Annotated in this window: 13 protein-coding genes and 1 tRNA gene; 5 read left to right on the top strand and 9 right to left on the bottom strand. The window is 48.9% G+C overall.

Features of this window, described 5'->3' with window-relative positions; translation table 11 throughout:
• Nucleotides 1–54: 54 nt before the first annotated feature.
• The 3 genes from oppA to HA51_RS08525 all read right to left on the bottom strand — a co-directional run bounded on the left by oppA (nt 55) and on the right by HA51_RS08525 (nt 4,709).
• The gene (gene oppA, locus HA51_RS08535) at nt 55–1,692 is read right to left on the bottom strand and encodes an oligopeptide ABC transporter substrate-binding protein OppA (RefSeq protein WP_084934117.1); all 1,638 of its coding nucleotides are present in this window, start codon (nt 1,690–1,692) and stop codon (nt 55–57) included.
• Between the two features lie 159 nt (nt 1,693–1,851).
• On the bottom strand, nt 1,852–3,477 hold the full coding sequence (locus HA51_RS08530) for an ABC transporter substrate-binding protein (protein WP_425435712.1): 1,626 nt from the start codon (nt 3,475–3,477) through the stop codon (nt 1,852–1,854).
• Between the two features lie 584 nt (nt 3,478–4,061).
• On the bottom strand, nt 4,062–4,709 hold the full coding sequence (locus HA51_RS08525) for a YchE family NAAT transporter (RefSeq protein ID WP_084934115.1): 648 nt from the start codon (nt 4,707–4,709) through the stop codon (nt 4,062–4,064).
• A 446-nt stretch (nt 4,710–5,155) separates the two neighbouring features.
• Between HA51_RS08525 and adhE the strand changes: the two genes are divergently transcribed.
• Nucleotides 5,156–7,834, top strand: a complete 2,679-nt coding sequence (gene adhE, locus HA51_RS08520; protein WP_084934114.1) for a bifunctional acetaldehyde-CoA/alcohol dehydrogenase — start codon at nt 5,156–5,158, stop codon at nt 7,832–7,834.
• A gap of 53 nt (nt 7,835–7,887) precedes the next feature.
• Here the strand turns inward: adhE and tdk are convergent, their stop codons facing one another.
• Complete coding sequence (gene tdk, locus HA51_RS08515; protein WP_084934113.1) at nt 7,888–8,508, bottom strand: thymidine kinase; 621 nt, start codon at nt 8,506–8,508, stop codon at nt 7,888–7,890.
• A 418-nt stretch (nt 8,509–8,926) separates the two neighbouring features.
• On the opposite strand from tdk, the gene hns reads away from it, so the two are divergent.
• Entirely contained in the window at nt 8,927–9,334 is a 408-nt protein-coding gene (gene hns, locus HA51_RS08510; protein ID WP_084934112.1) for a histone-like nucleoid-structuring protein H-NS, read from the top strand.
• A 95-nt stretch (nt 9,335–9,429) separates the two neighbouring features.
• Here the strand turns inward: hns and HA51_RS08505 are convergent, their stop codons facing one another.
• From HA51_RS08505 to rssA, 5 genes are all read right to left on the bottom strand, one after another.
• Nucleotides 9,430–10,437, bottom strand: a complete 1,008-nt coding sequence (locus HA51_RS08505; protein ID WP_084934111.1) for an NAD-dependent epimerase — start codon at nt 10,435–10,437, stop codon at nt 9,430–9,432.
• 14 nt (nt 10,438–10,451) lie between these two features.
• Nucleotides 10,452–11,792 carry a UDP-glucose dehydrogenase family protein gene (locus HA51_RS08500; protein ID WP_084934110.1) on the bottom strand — a complete coding sequence of 447 codons (1,341 nt, stop codon included), beginning with the start codon at nt 11,790–11,792 and terminating at the stop codon, nt 10,452–10,454.
• Between the two features lie 23 nt (nt 11,793–11,815).
• Nucleotides 11,816–12,724 carry a UTP--glucose-1-phosphate uridylyltransferase GalU gene (gene galU, locus HA51_RS08495; protein ID WP_084934109.1) on the bottom strand — a complete coding sequence of 303 codons (909 nt, stop codon included), beginning with the start codon at nt 12,722–12,724 and terminating at the stop codon, nt 11,816–11,818.
• Nucleotides 12,725–12,917: 193 nt separating this feature from the next.
• Nucleotides 12,918–13,934 (bottom strand): two-component system response regulator RssB, encoded by a 1,017-nt coding sequence (gene rssB, locus HA51_RS08490; RefSeq protein WP_084934108.1) that lies wholly within the window; start codon nt 13,932–13,934, stop codon nt 12,918–12,920.
• A gap of 102 nt (nt 13,935–14,036) precedes the next feature.
• Complete coding sequence (gene rssA / locus HA51_RS08485; protein ID WP_084934107.1) at nt 14,037–14,942, bottom strand: patatin-like phospholipase RssA; 906 nt, start codon at nt 14,940–14,942, stop codon at nt 14,037–14,039.
• Nucleotides 14,943–15,038: 96 nt separating this feature from the next.
• Here rssA and HA51_RS08480 point away from each other — a divergent pair, with 96 nt between their 5' ends.
• The 3 genes from HA51_RS08480 to HA51_RS08470 all read left to right on the top strand — a co-directional run bounded on the left by HA51_RS08480 (nt 15,039) and on the right by HA51_RS08470 (nt 16,631).
• Nucleotides 15,039–15,494: a YchJ family protein gene (locus HA51_RS08480; protein WP_084934106.1), complete on the top strand. Its 456-nt coding sequence runs from the start codon at nt 15,039–15,041 to the stop codon at nt 15,492–15,494.
• A gap of 57 nt (nt 15,495–15,551) precedes the next feature.
• Nucleotides 15,552–16,400 carry a formyltetrahydrofolate deformylase gene (gene purU / locus HA51_RS08475; RefSeq protein ID WP_084934245.1) on the top strand — a complete coding sequence of 283 codons (849 nt, stop codon included), beginning with the start codon at nt 15,552–15,554 and terminating at the stop codon, nt 16,398–16,400.
• A gap of 146 nt (nt 16,401–16,546) precedes the next feature.
• Nucleotides 16,547–16,631: transfer RNA gene (locus tag HA51_RS08470), tRNA-Tyr, on the top strand.
• The last annotated feature ends 29 nt before the right edge of the window (nt 16,632–16,660 follow it).

The raw sequence follows: 16,660 nt of genomic DNA, 5'->3' as shown, positions 1-16,660 counted from the left end.
CAAAGTCAAAAAGGCGGTGCCGCAGCACCGCCACTGTCGATAGCCTGAGTGCTATTAATGTTTAATGATATACAGGTTTTTATCGAGGGTTTTATCCAGCGGGTCATTGCCGGTGTAACCGCCCACGTACGGTTTCACTAAACGCGCATTCACGTAGTAATAAACCGGCACGATGGTGCTGTCTTTATCCAGAATCTGCTCGGCTTTCTGGTAGTCCGCGACACGGGCTTTATCGTCTACCGCTTTCACCGCGTCATGAATCACTTTATCGAAATCTGCGCTCTTATAATGTGAGGTGTTACTGCTGCTGTCTGACAACATGATGTTCAGGAACGAAGTCGGTTCGTTATAGTCTGCACACCAAGCCGCACGGGACACATCGAAGTTGCCCTGATGACGGGTGTCGAGGAAGGTTTTCCACTCCTGGTTTTCCAGCTTGATGTTAACGCCGATGTTTTTCTTCCAGATCGAAGAAGCAGCGATAGCCAGTTTCTTATGCAGATCAGAGGTGTTGTACAGCAGGTTGAAGGTCAGCGGCTTGTCAGCGGTGTAACCGGCTTCAGCCAGCAGTTTTTTTGCTTCTTCGTTACGCTTGTTTTGATCCCACTTGAACCAGTCTGGCGGCAGCAATTCCATGCCGTCGGTCGCAGGTGGGGTGAAGCTGTACGCCGGTAACTGACCCTGCGCCAGCACTTTGTTCACCATGATGTCGCGATCCAGACCCAGTTTCAGTGCAGTACGCACGCGAGGATCGGTGAATGGCGCCTTCTGGTTGTTGATTTCATAGTAATAGGTGCAGAGATATGGCTTCACCATCAACTCTTTACCGTTATCACGCTGCAGTTTTTTGAACAGCTCAATCGGCATGTTGTTGTAAGTGATATCACTGCCGTTTTCAGAGAAGTAACGGTTCACATCACTGACTTCAGAGTTGATTGGCAGGAAGGTGACTTTGTTCAGCACGGTGTGCGCGTTATCCCAGTATTCTGGGTTACGCACGATAGTGACACGTTCGTTGATAACGTGTGATTCCAGTTTGAAGGCACCGTTGCCGACCCAGTTTTGCGGCTGAGTCCACTGATCGCCAAACTTATCGATGGCTGGCTTATATACCGGTGACATCACGGAGTTAATCAGCAGTTTGTAGAAGTACGGCACGGGCTCGCTCAACGTCACTTCCAGCGTGTGGTCATCAATGGCCTTCACACCTAAATCCGTTACAGGCTTTTTACCGGCGATGATGTCATCAACGTTCTGAATGTGGCCATACTGCGGATAACTGGCATACGGTGAAGCCGTTTTCGGGTCCACCAGACGCTGCCAGCTATACACGAAATCTTGGGCAGTGACCGGTTCGCCGTTCGACCATTTGGCGTTTTTACGCAGGTGGAAAGTCCAGACTTTAAAATCTTTGTTTTCCCAGCTTTCCGCCACGCCCGGGACCGGTTTGCCCTCACTGTCGCTGATGATCAGACCTTCATACAGATCACGTGCGATGTTGTCTTCTGGAACACCTTCGATTTTGTGCGGATCCAGCGACTGCACTTCATCGCCATTGCCACGCACCAGTTCCTGTTTTGCTGCCAATTCAACGCCTGCTGGTACTGCTGCCAGCGCGGCATTCCCTGCCAGCGCGCCAATTGCTGCGAGAACGCCCGCGGCAATCAGGCTTTTTTTCGTGATGTTGTTCATTATTTCGCTCCAGTTTTATTATCGTCACCGGGTCGATTGACCGCCCAGCGTACCCCGTTTCCGGGAGATCTCTGCCTGTCTGAACAGAGACCACTACCACCCTTCAGGGTTTACTTCAGTTTTGTGCCGTCCGACTTTAGCGCCGGATCAGCGCATTTCTCAATGTTTCTTTATGTAATAGTATTTCAATGCCAGCATATCCTGCGGGTCTTTACCGGTGAACCCTCCTACCCATGGTTTCACCAGTCGCACACTGACGCGGTAGTAAACCGGTACAATGGCTGAATCCTTATCCAGCTGCGCTTCTGCTTGTTGATAAAGCGCGGCACGCTGCGTGTTATCGGCAGCGGTTAATGTTTGCGCCATGAGGTTGTCGAACGCCTCACTGCGATAAAACGCAGTGTTAATCGAAGCGTCACTTAACAGCATATTGAGGAAGGTAGACGGCTCGTTGTAGTCCGAACACCAAGTGGCACGCACCACGTCGTACTGCGCTTGATGACGCGTTTCGAGCAGTGTTTTCCACTCCTGATTTTGTAACGTCACTTCCGCACCCAAATTCTTTTGCCACATCGACGCAGCGGCAATCGCCTGGCGTTTATTTTGTTCCGAGGTGTTATATAGCAGGGTAAACCGCAGCGGATGCTGCGCAGTGAAGCCTGCCTCAGTCAAAAGCTGCTTCGCACTGGCGTTACGTTCAGCCTGGGTTTGCTTCGACCAAGCGGGTGCTTCAGGAGTGATACCGTGCGTGAAAGGCGGCGTAAGCCCGTAGGCAGGAATCTGTCCCTGTCCCATGATCTTGTTGGCGATGATGTCACGATCAAGTGTGAGCTTGAGGGCAGTGCGAACACGTGCATCATCAAACGGTGACTTTTTATTGTTAATTTCATAGTAAAAGGTGCAAAGCAATGGGCTGACTTTGACCTGATCACCCAAATCCTGCTGCAACTTCTTGAACAAATCCGGGGGGACAACGCTATTCGTCATGTCCGAACCGCCGCTGCGATAACGATTAATGTCACTGTTTTCAGAGGTCAGGGGCAATAAAACGCCCTCATCAATCACGGTATGCGCGTTATCCCAGTATTGGGGATTGCGCTTCAACACGATTTTTTCATTCACCACCCAATCTGCCAACGTATAGGCCCCGTTGCCGACATAGTGCTGCGGTTGCGTCCACTGCTCACCCCATTTTTCAACGGCAGAACGATAAACCGGCTTCATAGCGGTATGTGCCAGCATATCGATAAAATAGGGAACGGATTCAGAGAGGGTCACTTGCAGGTGATGTGCGTCGAGTGCCTTAACACCCAGTTCAGTGGGAGGTGCTTTGCCCGCAAGAATAGCGTCAATATTGGCCACATGAGCCGCTTGCAAATAGCTGGCATATGGAGAAGCAGTTTTAGGATCTGCCAAGCGCTGCCAACTGTAGACAAAATCTTGCGCGGTGACCGGTTCGCCATTACTCCAGCGTGCATCATCCCGCAGCGTAAAGGTCCAAACACGCCCTTGCTCTTGGTGCCAAGTGGCCGCCACACCCGGCACGATTTGCCCGTCATTATCAGTCTCTACCAATCCTTCCAATAAATTACGGATCACATTGGATTCGGGCACGCCTTCTGTTTTCTGCGGATCCAACGAGGCAACTTCGCTGCCATTGTTGATCACTATGCGCTGAGTTTCTGATAAAGGTGTGCCCGTTGGAACCTGCGCGGCCTGACCGGGTGCTACTACAACACTCGACAGGCATAGCGCTAAATACCGTCCGGCCGTTTTCGCTACCATGCTTTTCATCAACAAAGATCAACCTTAAACAAAAAACCTGATAGCCAATAAGCAAGAAGCGTACTCATTTGCGACTAACAGATTAAAAATTTGTGATGTGCCGAAAATTATCAGAACAGATGCCCGCACGCCAAAGCCAAACAACAAAAATGTTAGCTAATTCTCTTTTATCACGTAAATAACCCTAGTAAAAGTGTTAATTTTTAAATCAAATTATCGACTATCTTAATGATTTATAACAATTAAATTAAAATATAGAAGTAATTTTGCGCAAAGTAATGAATAAATAGCCTACAATTGCAATCATTCTGCATAATCACGTCATGTCGGCATAATAGATTATTCGTATCGATAAAAATTTTGGTTAGATTCTAGATAACGTGATTTAAATAGTGAAAAACACTGTGATAATTATCACAGATATTAGTAAATGAAGTGGTAAATAATAATGCACGAGTAGCAAAAGTGATGATGGAGGGCCCGTATTAAGCCAAGCGAATACTTTCACCAAAAAGGTGCAAACCACTCTTAATTTGCACCTTTTTGGACCGAGAGTATTTTAATAATGAGAAATAACCGAACGACTAGTTTAGAAGTCCTGGGAAAATCGCTTTCATACCCGTGACGACAAATTCGATTCCTAACGCCATCAACAATAATCCCATGATACGCGTAATGACGTTAATGCCGGTTTGTCCTAATACTCGCACCATTAAAGGTGCAGCACGAAACAGCAGCCAACAACAAAATGCGAAAAGGGCAATAGCCACACTGAAGCCAATCAGGTTTGGCCAACTGTGATAACGCGTGCTCCATACGATAGTGGAGCTGATGGCGCCTGGCCCAGCCATAAGAGGTAATGCTAACGGCACCACACCAATACTCTCGCGGATGGCTGTCTCAGACTTTTCCTGCTTGTTTTGCTTATCCTCGCCCAGCTTTCCGCTGATCATCGACATGGCGATGGTGACCACCAATATTCCACCTGCAATCCGAAATGAATCAATGGAGATGCCGAACAGATGGAGTATCGCATCTCCCAGGAACAGCGAGGTCCAGAGAATGATTGCCACCGCAAGATTCGCGGTGAAATTGGTTTTATTTCGCTCAACGGCCGCTTGGTAGCTGGTCATGCTGATAAAGACCGGGATAATTCCCACCGGATTCACTAAGGCAAACAATCCGACAAAAAATTTTATATAGCCGGAAAAATCAAGTAGCACAGGGTTCAAAATCAGCTCCGGAAAATTCAAATGGGTTAAATCGCGCTTAATGTAGTGCAAAAACCAGAAAAAAACCAGTAGGGCAAGCAGAAATTTATGCTGCTATTTTCGCAGATAGTTAGCGAAATCATCTGAAGAAATCCGCTCTCCACCGCCAGCCCACTCACCTACCTCTGCGCCCTCTGAAAAATTGCTTACTTTAGTTGCCAAAGTGGTTGCTGAATGGAGTCAGCTTCGCTCCAGATTGATCTGCATCAAAATTAGCCTACCTCATCGGGGGTAATCTTTACCCATCAAAACCAGAGACAGAGAGACGAGGCTCTTGACCTGAAAACCCTTTTAGTAAGCAACGGTGCGTCACTCACCATCCTGACCAACGTATAAGCATAGCGCGGCTATACTTTCGAACTCAGGCTTGCTTACTAAAAGAGTTTAACTTCCTTCAGGAGAGCACTATGGCCGTTACAAATGTTGCCGAACTTAATGCACTGGTTGAGCGTGTTAAAAAGGCACAGCGTGAATACGCCAACTTTAGTCAGGAACAAGTTGATGCCATTTTCCGAGCTGCGGCATTGGCTGCTGCAGATGCGCGAATCCCACTGGCTAAAATGGCCGTTGCCGAATCCGGCATGGGTATTGTTGAAGATAAAGTCATTAAAAACCACTTTGCTTCGGAGTATATCTATAACGCCTATAAAGATGAGAAAACCTGCGGTGTGCTCGACACCGATGACACCTTCGGCACAATTACCATCGCAGAGCCTATTGGCCTGATTTGCGGTATCGTCCCGACAACCAACCCCACCTCAACCGCCATATTCAAAGCACTGATCAGCCTTAAAACCCGAAACGGCATTATTTTTTCTCCACATCCACGCGCTAAAGATGCGACCAATAAAGCCGCCGATATCGTGCTGCAGGCCGCTATTGCTGCTGGCGCGCCAAAAGACATTATTGGCTGGATTGATGTGCCCTCTGTTGAGCTGTCTAACCAGTTAATGCATCACCCTGATATCAACCTGATCCTTGCCACCGGCGGACCGGGTATGGTGAAAGCCGCTTACAGTTCAGGTAAGCCCGCAATTGGTGTCGGTGCCGGTAATACCCCGGTCGTGATCGACGAAACCGCAGATATTAAACGCGCTGTCGCCTCGATCCTGATGTCAAAGACCTTCGATAACGGCGTGATTTGTGCTTCTGAGCAGTCGGTGATTGTAGTCGATTCAATCTACGATGCCGTCCGTGAGCGTTTCGCCAGCCATGGCGGTTATTTGCTGCAAGGTAAAGAGTTGAAAGCCATTCAGGACATCATTCTGAAGAATGGTGCACTGAATGCCGCTATCGTTGGACAGCCCGCCGCAAAAATCGCCGAGTTAGCCGGCATCAGCGTGCCAGCCAGCACCAAAATTTTGATCGGTGAAGTGAAACTGGTGGATGAGTCAGAGCCTTTTGCGCATGAGAAACTATCTCCTACTCTGGCGATGTACCGGGCTAAGGATTATCACGACGCGGTAGATAAGGCTGAGAAGTTAGTCGCCATGGGCGGTATTGGCCATACATCCTGCCTCTACACCGATCAGGATAACCAACACGAACGCGTGCACTATTTCGGCGACAAGATGAAGACGGCACGTATTCTGATCAACACACCGGCTTCTCAAGGCGGTATCGGTGACCTGTATAACTTTAAACTGGCGCCTTCCCTGACGTTAGGTTGTGGTTCATGGGGCGGTAACTCCATTTCTGAAAACGTGGGACCTAAGCACCTCATCAATAAGAAAACCGTGGCCAAGCGAGCTGAAAATATGTTGTGGCATAAACTTCCGAAGTCTATCTACTTCCGTCGCGGATCGCTGCCTATTGCCCTTGAAGAGGTTGCCACCGACGGCGCTAAGCGTGCTTTCATCGTGACGGACCGCTTCCTGTTCAACAATGGTTATGCAGATCAGGTCACCCGTGTTCTTAAAGCCCACGGCATCGAAACTGAAGTCTTCTTTGAAGTGGAGGCAGACCCGACGCTGAGCATCGTGCGTAAAGGTGCGGAGCAGATGAACAGTTTCAAACCCGATGTGATTATCGCGCTGGGGGGTGGCTCACCGATGGATGCCGCTAAAATTATGTGGGTGATGTATGAACATCCTGAAACGCATTTTGAAGAGCTGGCGCTGCGCTTTATGGATATCCGTAAACGTATCTATAAATTCCCTAAAATGGGCGTCAAAGCGCGCATGATAGCGATTACCACCACCTCCGGTACCGGTTCTGAAGTCACACCGTTTGCCGTGGTGACAGATGATGCCACCGGTCAGAAATATCCATTAGCAGATTACGCCCTGACCCCGGATATGGCGATTGTCGATGCTAACCTGGTGATGGATATGCCACGTTCGCTCTGTGCCTTTGGCGGTCTTGATGCCGTCACGCATTCTCTGGAAGCCTACGTGTCTGTTCTGGCCAATGAGTATTCTGATGGACAAGCCCTTCAGGCGTTAAAACTGCTGAAAGAGAATTTGCCTGCCAGTTATCGCGATGGTGCTAAAAATCCTGTGGCGCGTGAACGTGTGCACAATGCTGCGACCATCGCCGGCATTGCCTTTGCTAACGCCTTCCTCGGCGTGTGCCACTCAATGGCGCATAAATTGGGTTCTGAATTCCACATTCCACATGGTCTGGCAAATGCCCTGCTGATTTGTAACGTCATCCGCTATAACGCGAATGATAACCCAACCAAGCAGACCGCTTTCAGCCAGTATGATCGTCCACAAGCGCGCCGCCGTTATGCGGAAATTGCTGACCATTTAGGACTCAGCAGCGAAGGCGACCGCACTGCACAGAAAATCGAAAAACTACTGGCATGGCTGGAGGAGATGAAAACTCAGCTGGGCATTCCAACCTCAATTCGCGAAGCTGGCGTACAGGAAGCCGACTTCCTGGCAAAAGTGGATAAACTGGCAGACGATGCCTTCGATGATCAGTGTACCGGCGCTAACCCACGTTATCCGCTGATTGCTGAATTGAAACAAATTATGCTTGATACTTTCTACGGACGTGAATTCTCCGAGTCCGATAATTCTCCCGCTGAAATTACCGAGGAGAAAGCGGTGAAAGTGGATAAGAAAACCAAAAAAGCGTAAGTGTCATTAATATAAAAAACCCGCCACGGCGGGTTTTTTATACATCTAAATCATCAGCTATGCGGTAACTGCGAACCATAGATGGCATTTAACGAACCTTCATCTATTGCTTGCTTATAGTGTTTACGACACACCGAAATATAGCGCTCGTTACCACCAATCACCACTTGCTCACCCTCACTGAAGGGTTTTCCATTGGCATCGAGACGGAGCACCATGCTGGCTTTACGCCCACAATGACAAATGGTTTTGAGTTCAACCAGTTTATCAGCCCACGCCAGCAAATATTGGCTGCCGACAAACAGCTCACCGCGGAAATCGGTGCGCAATCCATAACATAAAACGGGAATATCCATATTGTCGACCACATCTGACAACGACCTAACTTGTTCGCGTGTCAGGAACTGGCTTTCATCGACCAGTACACAATGAACCGCTTGCTTCGCATGTTCTTGCGCTATTTCTTGGTCAAGTTTCGTTTGGGCGTTATATAAGAAGGCAGGAGACGAAAGTCCGATACGTGAGCTGACTTTACCTGCACCAAAGCGATCGTCAATCTCGGCGGTATACACCAAGGTGCGCATGCCGCGTTCTTGATAGTTATAAGACGACTGAAGCAAAGCTGTTGATTTACCCGCATTCATTGCAGAGTAGTAAAAATAAAGTTGAGCCATGTGCAAATTCTCATCGCAGCGCAAATCAGATGAGGCGCAGTCTACCATAAACAGGCGATTCTGTAGCGATGCATTATTTTTATCGTTTGCTCAAATTAACGGCATGACTGACTTAGTATTTTGTCACCACTCGTAGAACAGCACGTTTTGACAAAGAACATCTAATGCTCACAACTTATTCCAGTTTATTACCGCCAAACTGTAAGGATAAGCACATTGCTCTGCCCTGAACCGCAGTAAATCAAGGCTTGTGAAAAAACTAAAAAGGGTAAATATATTATGCATACCGTTATAAAATGACATTCCTGACTTTTACTTTACGTTTTGCTTTTTAAACTGGCTATTGCAGTTATTTTTTGGCGACACTATTATAAGTCGGCAGAACAACTCCCATTTATTATATTTTGAGATTAGGACAATGAGCGAAGCACTTAAAATTCTTAATAATATCCGTACATTGCGCGCACAAGCTCGAGAATGCACTCTGGAAACGCTGGAAGAGATGCTGGAAAAACTCGAAGTTGTGGTTAATGAACGTCGTGAAGAAGATACCCATGCGCAGGCTGAAAACGCAGAGCGTAGCCGTAAACTGGAACAGTACCGTGAAATGCTGATTGCAGATGGTATTGACCCTAATGAGTTACTGCAGGCACTTTCAGAGACCAAAGCACCAGGTAAAGCTAAGCGTGCTGCACGTCCTGCAAAATATTCTTACGTTGATGAAAATGGCGAAAACCGCACCTGGACAGGCCAGGGACGTACGCCAGCTGTGATTAAAAAAGCAATTGAAGAACAAGGCAAACAACTGGACGATTTCCTGCTGTAATCTCTCCAGTGCTTCGAATTGTGAAATGCCCTTGGCGGTTTCACTTTACACCGGGTAAGAAAAAGGAAGCCTCTGGCTTCCTTTTTTATTGAATGTTACTGCTGATAAAAACGGCGATACCAATCAACAAAACTCTGAACGCCCTCTTCAACCCCCGTTTGCGGGCGGAAATTAATCGCCTCAAACAGCGGCTGTGTATCGGCACTGGTGCCCGGCACGTCACCAGGTTGCATTGGCAGCATATTTTTCTTTGCTTCAATGCCCAGCGCTTTTTCCAGTGATTCAATATAAGTCATTAGGCTTGTTGGCTGGCTATTACCAATATTGTAGACACGGTACGGTGCAGAGCTGGTTGCTGGCGAACCGTCTTCAACCGTCCAGTTTTCATCTGCCTGTGGAATCACATTCTGCAAACGCACAATCGATTCTGCAATATCATCAATATAGGTAAAGTCGCGCGTCATCTGCCCGCGGTTATACACATCAATTTCTTCACCTGCCAGCATTGCCCGAGTGAACTTAAACAACGCCATATCGGGACGGCCCCATGGGCCATAAACAGTAAAGAAGCGTAACCCCGTAGTGGGCAATTGATACAGATGTGAATATGTATGCGACATCAACTCATTGGCTTTCTTGGTCGCCGCATACAATGAAATAGGATGGTCAACTGAGTCATCAGTTGAAAATGGCATTTTGCGGTTGAGCCCATATACAGAACTCGATGAGGCGTACAATAAGTGGCCGATTTTATGATGGCGACAACCTTCAAGAATATTGAGATGGCCGATCAGGTTGGCATCGGCATAGGCGTGTGGGTTTTCAATGGAATAACGAACCCCCGCCTGCGCGCCTAAATGGATTACGCGGTCAAAACCATGACTGGAAAATAAAGAAGAAATGGCCTGGCGGTCTGCCAGGTCCATTTTCACAAATATAAACTCGGGATGTTGAGCAATCTGATCCAGGCGGGCTTGTTTGAGACTCACATCGTAATAGTCATTCAGATTGTCGATGCCGACAACCTGGTGACCGGCAGTCAGTAAACGCTGACTCACGTGAAATCCAATAAAACCTGCCGCGCCAGTAACCAGAAACTTCATACATCCCTCATTCATTACACAATTTGAATTGATGCTCCGCGGCCGATTGCGTAATAAGTAAAGCCGCGTTTGCTGATACGCTCCGGATCATACAGGTTACGACCATCAAAAATCACGGGTTGTTTTAACGCGGTTTTGATGACATCGAAATCTGGTGCACGGAAATTCTGCCATTCAGTACAAATGACCAAACCATCCGCACCCTGCAGCGCTGCTTCTTTCGTGCCCGTTAGCTTGAGATCATCGCGATGACCGTAGATGCGCTGGGCTTCTTCCATCGCCTCTGGGTCAAACGCCTGAATCGACGCACCGGCTTCCCACAGCGTTTCCATCAGCACACGGCTGGAGGCTTCACGCATGTCGTCAGTATTGGGTTTGAACGCCAGACCCCATAGTGCAAACGTTTTTCCGCGTAAATCATCGCCGAAATGACGCTTAATAAAGCTTGGCAATTTGTTCTTTTGCGAGTCGTTTACGTCTTCTACCGCCTGTAACAGACGAGGTGTGTAACCGATAGACTCCGCAGTACGAATTAACGCCTGCACGTCTTTCGGGAAGCACGAACCGCCATAGCCACAGCCCGGATAGATGAAGTGGTAACCAATACGTGAATCCGATCCAATCCCTTGACGCACTTTCTCAACGTCGGCTCCCAGACGTTCAGCCAGGTTCGAGATCTCGTTCATGAAGCTGATCTTGGTTGCCAGCATGCAGTTTGCTGCGTACTTCGTCAGCTCCGCACTGCGGATATCCATCAGGATCATACGATCGTGATTGCGGTTGAATGGCTCATACAGCTCACGCAACAGTTCAACCACATCATCGTTATCGGTGCCCACAACAATACGCTCAGGACGCATACAGTCGTTTACTGCAGCCCCTTCCTTGAGGAATTCAGGGTTAGAAACCACATCAAACGGGATGTTCGCATCACGTTTTTGCAGCGTTTCGAGCATAACCGCACGCACACGGTCGGCGGTTCCTACAGGAACGGTCGATTTGTCGATAACCACTTTGTGGCCATCCATGTGCGATGCAATTGTGCGCGCAACCGCAGTCACATATTTCAGATCGGCAGAACCGTCTTCATCCGGCGGCGTACCCACAGCAATGAATTGCATCACGCCATGGTTCACACCTTCTTCTGCATTGGTGCTGAATTTGAGGCGGCCCGACTCGTAGTTAGACATCACCAGCGGCGTCAAACCAGGTTCGAAAATCGGAATATGACCTTTCTTCAGGTTTTCGACTTTCTTTTCATCGACATCAATACAGAGAACGTCATGTCCGACTTCGGCTAACACCGCAGCCTGAACCAGACCGACATAGCCGATACCAAATACAGTGACTTTCATTGAATTATCCTGTGTTTAATGAATTACTTTTTGTTGCCTACAGCGCCTTCGAGCCATTGAGTAAAGTCTTTACCCAACACCGGATGACGAACGCCATACTCAACGAAAGCCTGCATATAACCCAGTTTGTTACCGCAGTCATGGCTGATACCCGTCAAGTGGTAAGCTTCGACGGTCTCTTTTTCCATCAGCATGGCAATGGAATCCGTCAACTGTACTTCACCGCCAGCACCTGGAGGGGTTTTTGCCAGCAGTGGCCAGATATCAGGAGAAAGAACATAACGTCCTACTACAGCCAGGTTTGAAGGTGCTTCAGCCGCTTTCGGCTTCTCTACAACGCCAACCATGGGTGCGCTCTGGCCCGGTGCAAGATCGGCACCCTGGCAATCCACAACACCGTATGCGGTTACGTCAGCAACAGGTTCAACCATGATCTGGCTGCGGCCCGTTTCTTCATAACGCGTCAGCATTTCTGCCAGGTTGTCTTTTGTAGGATTAGATTCGTACTCATCAATGATGACGTCTGGCAGGATAACGGCAAATGGCTCATCACCGATCAGCGGGTGTGCACACATCACTGCGTGGCCCAGGCCTTTAGCGATACCCTGGCGAACCTGCATGATGGTGACATGCGGTGGGCAGATTGACTGAATTTCATCCAGCAACTGACGCTTAACGCGTTTTTCCAGCATAGATTCCAGTTCAAAACTGGTATCAAAATGGTTTTCGATAGCATTCTTAGATGAGTGGGTGACCAGTACAATCTCATTAATGCCCGCAGCAATGCACTCATTCACGACATATTGGATCAGCGGCTTATCGACCAGCGGTAACATCTCTTTAGGAATCGCTTTGGTAGCAGGCAGCATACGCGTACCCAGACCCGCAACCGGGATTACCGCTTTTTTTACTTTAGACTTATAGGCAGACATCTAAATACCTCTCTTAATAGGCCGTTCAAGTTAATACTTGATATGTCGGTTTAAAAACGAAATGAGTATATCAGTTAGTATCAGGCGGATTTATCCTGGATGGAGTTAATCCGCGGAATTTAAGACTATTACCCAAGTGTAAAGCTTACCCTTGGCCCTGTCTTCAACCCGCGAAAAATATAAATCCGACCGCTTATTCTTCAGTCGAAAGCATCAAACGGAGTCTGCCGCCCGCGCCCCAAACATGGCACTGCCAGGCATCGGCACGTTGGCTGATTTGATTGAGGTGAGTGCTGCCCATAGTACCAAGCGGCACCCCGTTACTGAGTTGTATTTGGTGGGTGTTAACGTGCAAAGTGGCGTTGAGTCCGGCAGAGACCAGAATCAGATTTTTAAGCTGGCGATGGTAGTACCCCACCAAAAGCGGGAACTGGCCCGTCAGGTTGGCCTGACGTAAAAGCAAGTTGACCTGGCGTAACAGGCCATTTAACTCTGGCAGACGTTGTTTCTGCCCAGACAGTTGTTCTTGCAGCAGACCATTGAACAATGCGCGCAGTAGCAGCGCAGCCAGTACGCCATTATCTCCCGCTCTCGTCACATCGAGGCAGTAAAAGGCAAGATCATTGTCTGACAGCGCGGCGATATCCAACACCAGTCCCGGCTGCTCTGCCATCGTCAGTTGGCGATAGTTAATACGGCAGTTGGCGATGGTTTGCTGAACGGGGGGTTGCAGCTGTTTCAGTAATTTTGAGGCGGCTGACGGATCGCTGACCAGCGCGTCCCAATCCTGAAACAGCTGCTCATCTTCCTCTACTTTGGAAGTGAACATCGAGGGATACAGGCATTCATAAACGGCTTCACGAAACCGCTCGAGATTCTTCAGCGGTTTGAGCAGAACATCCTGTACTCCCAGTCTTAGAACACGTGCGATGTCAGCCATATTTTGCGTGGCGGAAATGATGAGGATCGGTACCGTGTTACCACGGCTGCGAATACGCTCCACAAACTGGATACCGCCCATGCGTGGCATCTCCAGATCGCAAATCACCAGATCGACGGCTTGCGCCGACAGCAAGTTCAAGCCATCAAGGCCATCACCGGCTTCCAGCGTACTGGCGCCAAGATTCGCCAGCATGTTGTCCAATAATGAACGGAAAACGACCTCATCTTCGACAATGAGTATCTTTTTGCCGATTAGTGGCTTTTCCATTCTCTTCCCCTGTGTACCAGATATTTCAATAGTGGTTCATAAAACGCAGTTACGCCTTTCAGAATTGACTGAAGTCGTCGTGCTTGTGAATGAACAACCTGATTATCTGCTACGGACCAGCGGTAATAGTTCATCCATTTTTTTCTCAACTGCGGCTTTACCTGCCGCGATGGCTTCTTCTGCACGGTGAAAATCCAGTGTGGATATCTGCGGACAAAATGGTTGGATCAGGACATCCGGTGGATCGCCTGCCATACGATTACGTTTCAAACGATTTTCAAGGATCTGGATGGAGGTAGACATGATCTCCATTGCGCCGGGTGTCTGATTAGCCCGACGATGCGTTAACCCCAGAATCCGCTGACGCAATTTTTTGCCCCAGCTCAGTGCTTCGGCTGCGGCGGCCTCTTCGCCACTTTGTGGCGTGACCGAAAGTAGATCTTGCTGCATCAAATGCGCGTCGTGCTGGAGGTCAACCGCAATCACAATGTCTGCACCCAGTGCACGCGTAAGCGAAATTGGCACCGGGTTGACGACTGCCCCATCCACTAGCCAATAACCATTGTAGCTAACAGGGGGTAATAAACCTGGCATACTGCATGACGCGCGCACCGCTTGGTGGAGATCGCCTTCCGTTAACCACAACTCGCGTCCGGTACTTAAATTAGAGGCAACCACTCCGAATGGCTTATCGCAACCTTCAATCAGTTCGTTGGGAATGATTTGCCGAACGTGGCTGAACACGCGATCACCACGCAACAACCCGCCGCGCTGCCATGAGAGATCCATCAAACGGATAACATCCCAGTAGCGAAAAGCACTCACCCACTTTTCCATCAGACCGAGGCGGCCATTAACGTAGGCGGATCCCACCAGTGCCCCAACAGAGCATCCTGCTACAACATCGATCTCAATACCGGCACGTTCCAACGCATTAATGACACCAATGTGCGCCCAGCCTTTAGCGGCACCTGAGCCCAGGGCCAGCCCAATTCTTACCTTTCTCATCGCACCTCGTGATTCGTCTGGCACGTAGCATCACACCGAGCAGTCGGCTACCATAGCGCATACTTTAAGTAACTTTAATCACTCACAGGAGATGACGTGTCCGAAAAGTGCCCTTGCTGCAGCGGAAAGCAGTATAGCTTATGTTGCCAACCCTTTCTGAGCGGCCAAGAGATACCTGCCAGCGCTGAACAATTAATGCGTTCCCGTTATACCGCCTACGTTGAAAAAAATGCGGCTTACTTAGCGGCAACCTGGCACTCCAGCAAGCGCGTGGCCGACTTTGAGACGTTATTATCTGAAAGTTTTATCGACTCTGAATGGCTGGGCTTGAATGTAACCCGTTGTAATCATGGAAGCCACGAGAATGAAGCCTTTGTGACTTTTTTTGCGCGCTATCTCGAAAAAGGCCGCGCTTCGGCCATCTATGAATGTTCACGCTTTCTTCGTGAGGATCAACGCTGGTACTATATCGACGGTACAACGCCAGAGTTAGGGCGTAACGATCGCTGTCCTTGTGGCTCCGATAAAAAATACAAAAAATGTTGTGGTTAATCTGGACAGATGCACAACGGCTTTACCATTCATCGCTTTGACAGGACTCTGATCGAGATGCAAGCGCCAAACACGCAACGAAAAGTTTTACGGACCATTTGCCCAGATGCAAAAGGCCTGATCGCCAAGATCACCAACATTTGCTACAAGCACGAACTCAATATTGTGCAGAACAATGAGTTCGTCGATCACCGTACCGGGCGCTTTTTCATGCGCACAGAGCTGGAAGGGATTTTCAACGACAACACCTTACTGGCGGATCTTGATAGCGCACTGCCAGTGGGTTCAGTGCGTGAACTGCAGAGCGCCGGACGCCGCCGAGTGGTCATTCTGGTGACCAAAGAGGCACATTGCCTCGGTGATTTATTGATGAAGAGCGCCTTCGGTGGTCTTGATATGGAGATCGCCGCCGTCATCGGTAACCATGAAACACTGCGTTCACTGGTCGAACGCTTTGATATTCCGTTTGCACTGGTGAGCCATGAAGGGCTGACGCGTGAAGAACATGACAATCGCATGTGCGACGAAATCGATCGTTACCAGCCCGATTATGTCGTGCTGGCAAAATACATGCGCGTGTTGACGCCCGCTTTTGTTCAACGTTATCCGAACCAGATCATCAACATTCACCATTCGTTCCTGCCCGCCTTTATTGGCGCACGTCCTTATCATCAGGCATATGAGCGTGGAGTGAAGATCATCGGTGCAACAGCACACTATGTGAATGATAATTTGGACGAAGGTCCAATCATCATGCAGGACGTGATAAACGTTGATCACAGCTATACCGCAGAAGAAATGATGCGTGCAGGCCGCGATGTTGAGAAAAATGTGCTTAGCCGCGCACTGTATAAAGTGCTGGGTCAACGCGTGTTCGTTTATGGCAATCGTACCATCATTCTTTAGTCTTCACCGGGCGCTGAATTGTGCAACTCTTCAGCGCCACGGATGAAAAGTGGTCAAACGATTCATATTTTTGTTTTCAGCGCTTTACAGTCCAAACGCATTTGGTATGATGCGCCCCGCTTTCAGGCACTTTAATTCAGGCCAGTGGCGGGATTCCCGAGCGGCCAAAGGGAGCAGACTGTAAATCTGCCGTCATCGACTTCGAAGGTTCGAATCCTTCTCCCGCCACCATCTGAATTAACACCTCGCCTGAATCTTCA

The sequence above is a fragment of the Pantoea rwandensis genome, from assembly GCF_002095475.1.
In the GTDB taxonomy this organism is placed as follows: Bacteria; Pseudomonadota; Gammaproteobacteria; order Enterobacterales; family Enterobacteriaceae; genus Pantoea; species Pantoea rwandensis.
Note: the sequence above shows the minus strand (reverse complement) of the source record. Positions and strands in the feature narration are given on the sequence as shown.

Coding starts and splice junctions, on each gene's coding strand:
- HA51_RS08505 (WP_084934111.1), bottom strand. CDS start 10,437: ATGAAGTTTCTGGTTACTGGCGCGGCAGGTTTTATTGGATTTCACGTG.
- galU (WP_084934109.1), bottom strand. CDS start 12,724: ATGTCTGCCTATAAGTCTAAAGTAAAAAAAGCGGTAATCCCGGTTGCG.
- tdk (WP_084934113.1), bottom strand. CDS start 8,508: ATGGCTCAACTTTATTTTTACTACTCTGCAATGAATGCGGGTAAATCA.
- hns (WP_084934112.1), top strand. CDS start 8,927: ATGAGCGAAGCACTTAAAATTCTTAATAATATCCGTACATTGCGCGCA.
- adhE (WP_084934114.1), top strand. CDS start 5,156: ATGGCCGTTACAAATGTTGCCGAACTTAATGCACTGGTTGAGCGTGTT.
- HA51_RS08530 (WP_425435712.1), bottom strand. CDS start 3,477: ATGGTAGCGAAAACGGCCGGACGGTATTTAGCGCTATGCCTGTCGAGT.
- rssA (WP_084934107.1), bottom strand. CDS start 14,942: ATGAGAAAGGTAAGAATTGGGCTGGCCCTGGGCTCAGGTGCCGCTAAA.
- purU (WP_084934245.1), top strand. CDS start 15,552: ATGCAAGCGCCAAACACGCAACGAAAAGTTTTACGGACCATTTGCCCA.
- rssB (WP_084934108.1), bottom strand. CDS start 13,934: ATGGAAAAGCCACTAATCGGCAAAAAGATACTCATTGTCGAAGATGAG.
- oppA (WP_084934117.1), bottom strand. CDS start 1,692: ATGAACAACATCACGAAAAAAAGCCTGATTGCCGCGGGCGTTCTCGCA.
- HA51_RS08500 (WP_084934110.1), bottom strand. CDS start 11,792: ATGAAAGTCACTGTATTTGGTATCGGCTATGTCGGTCTGGTTCAGGCT.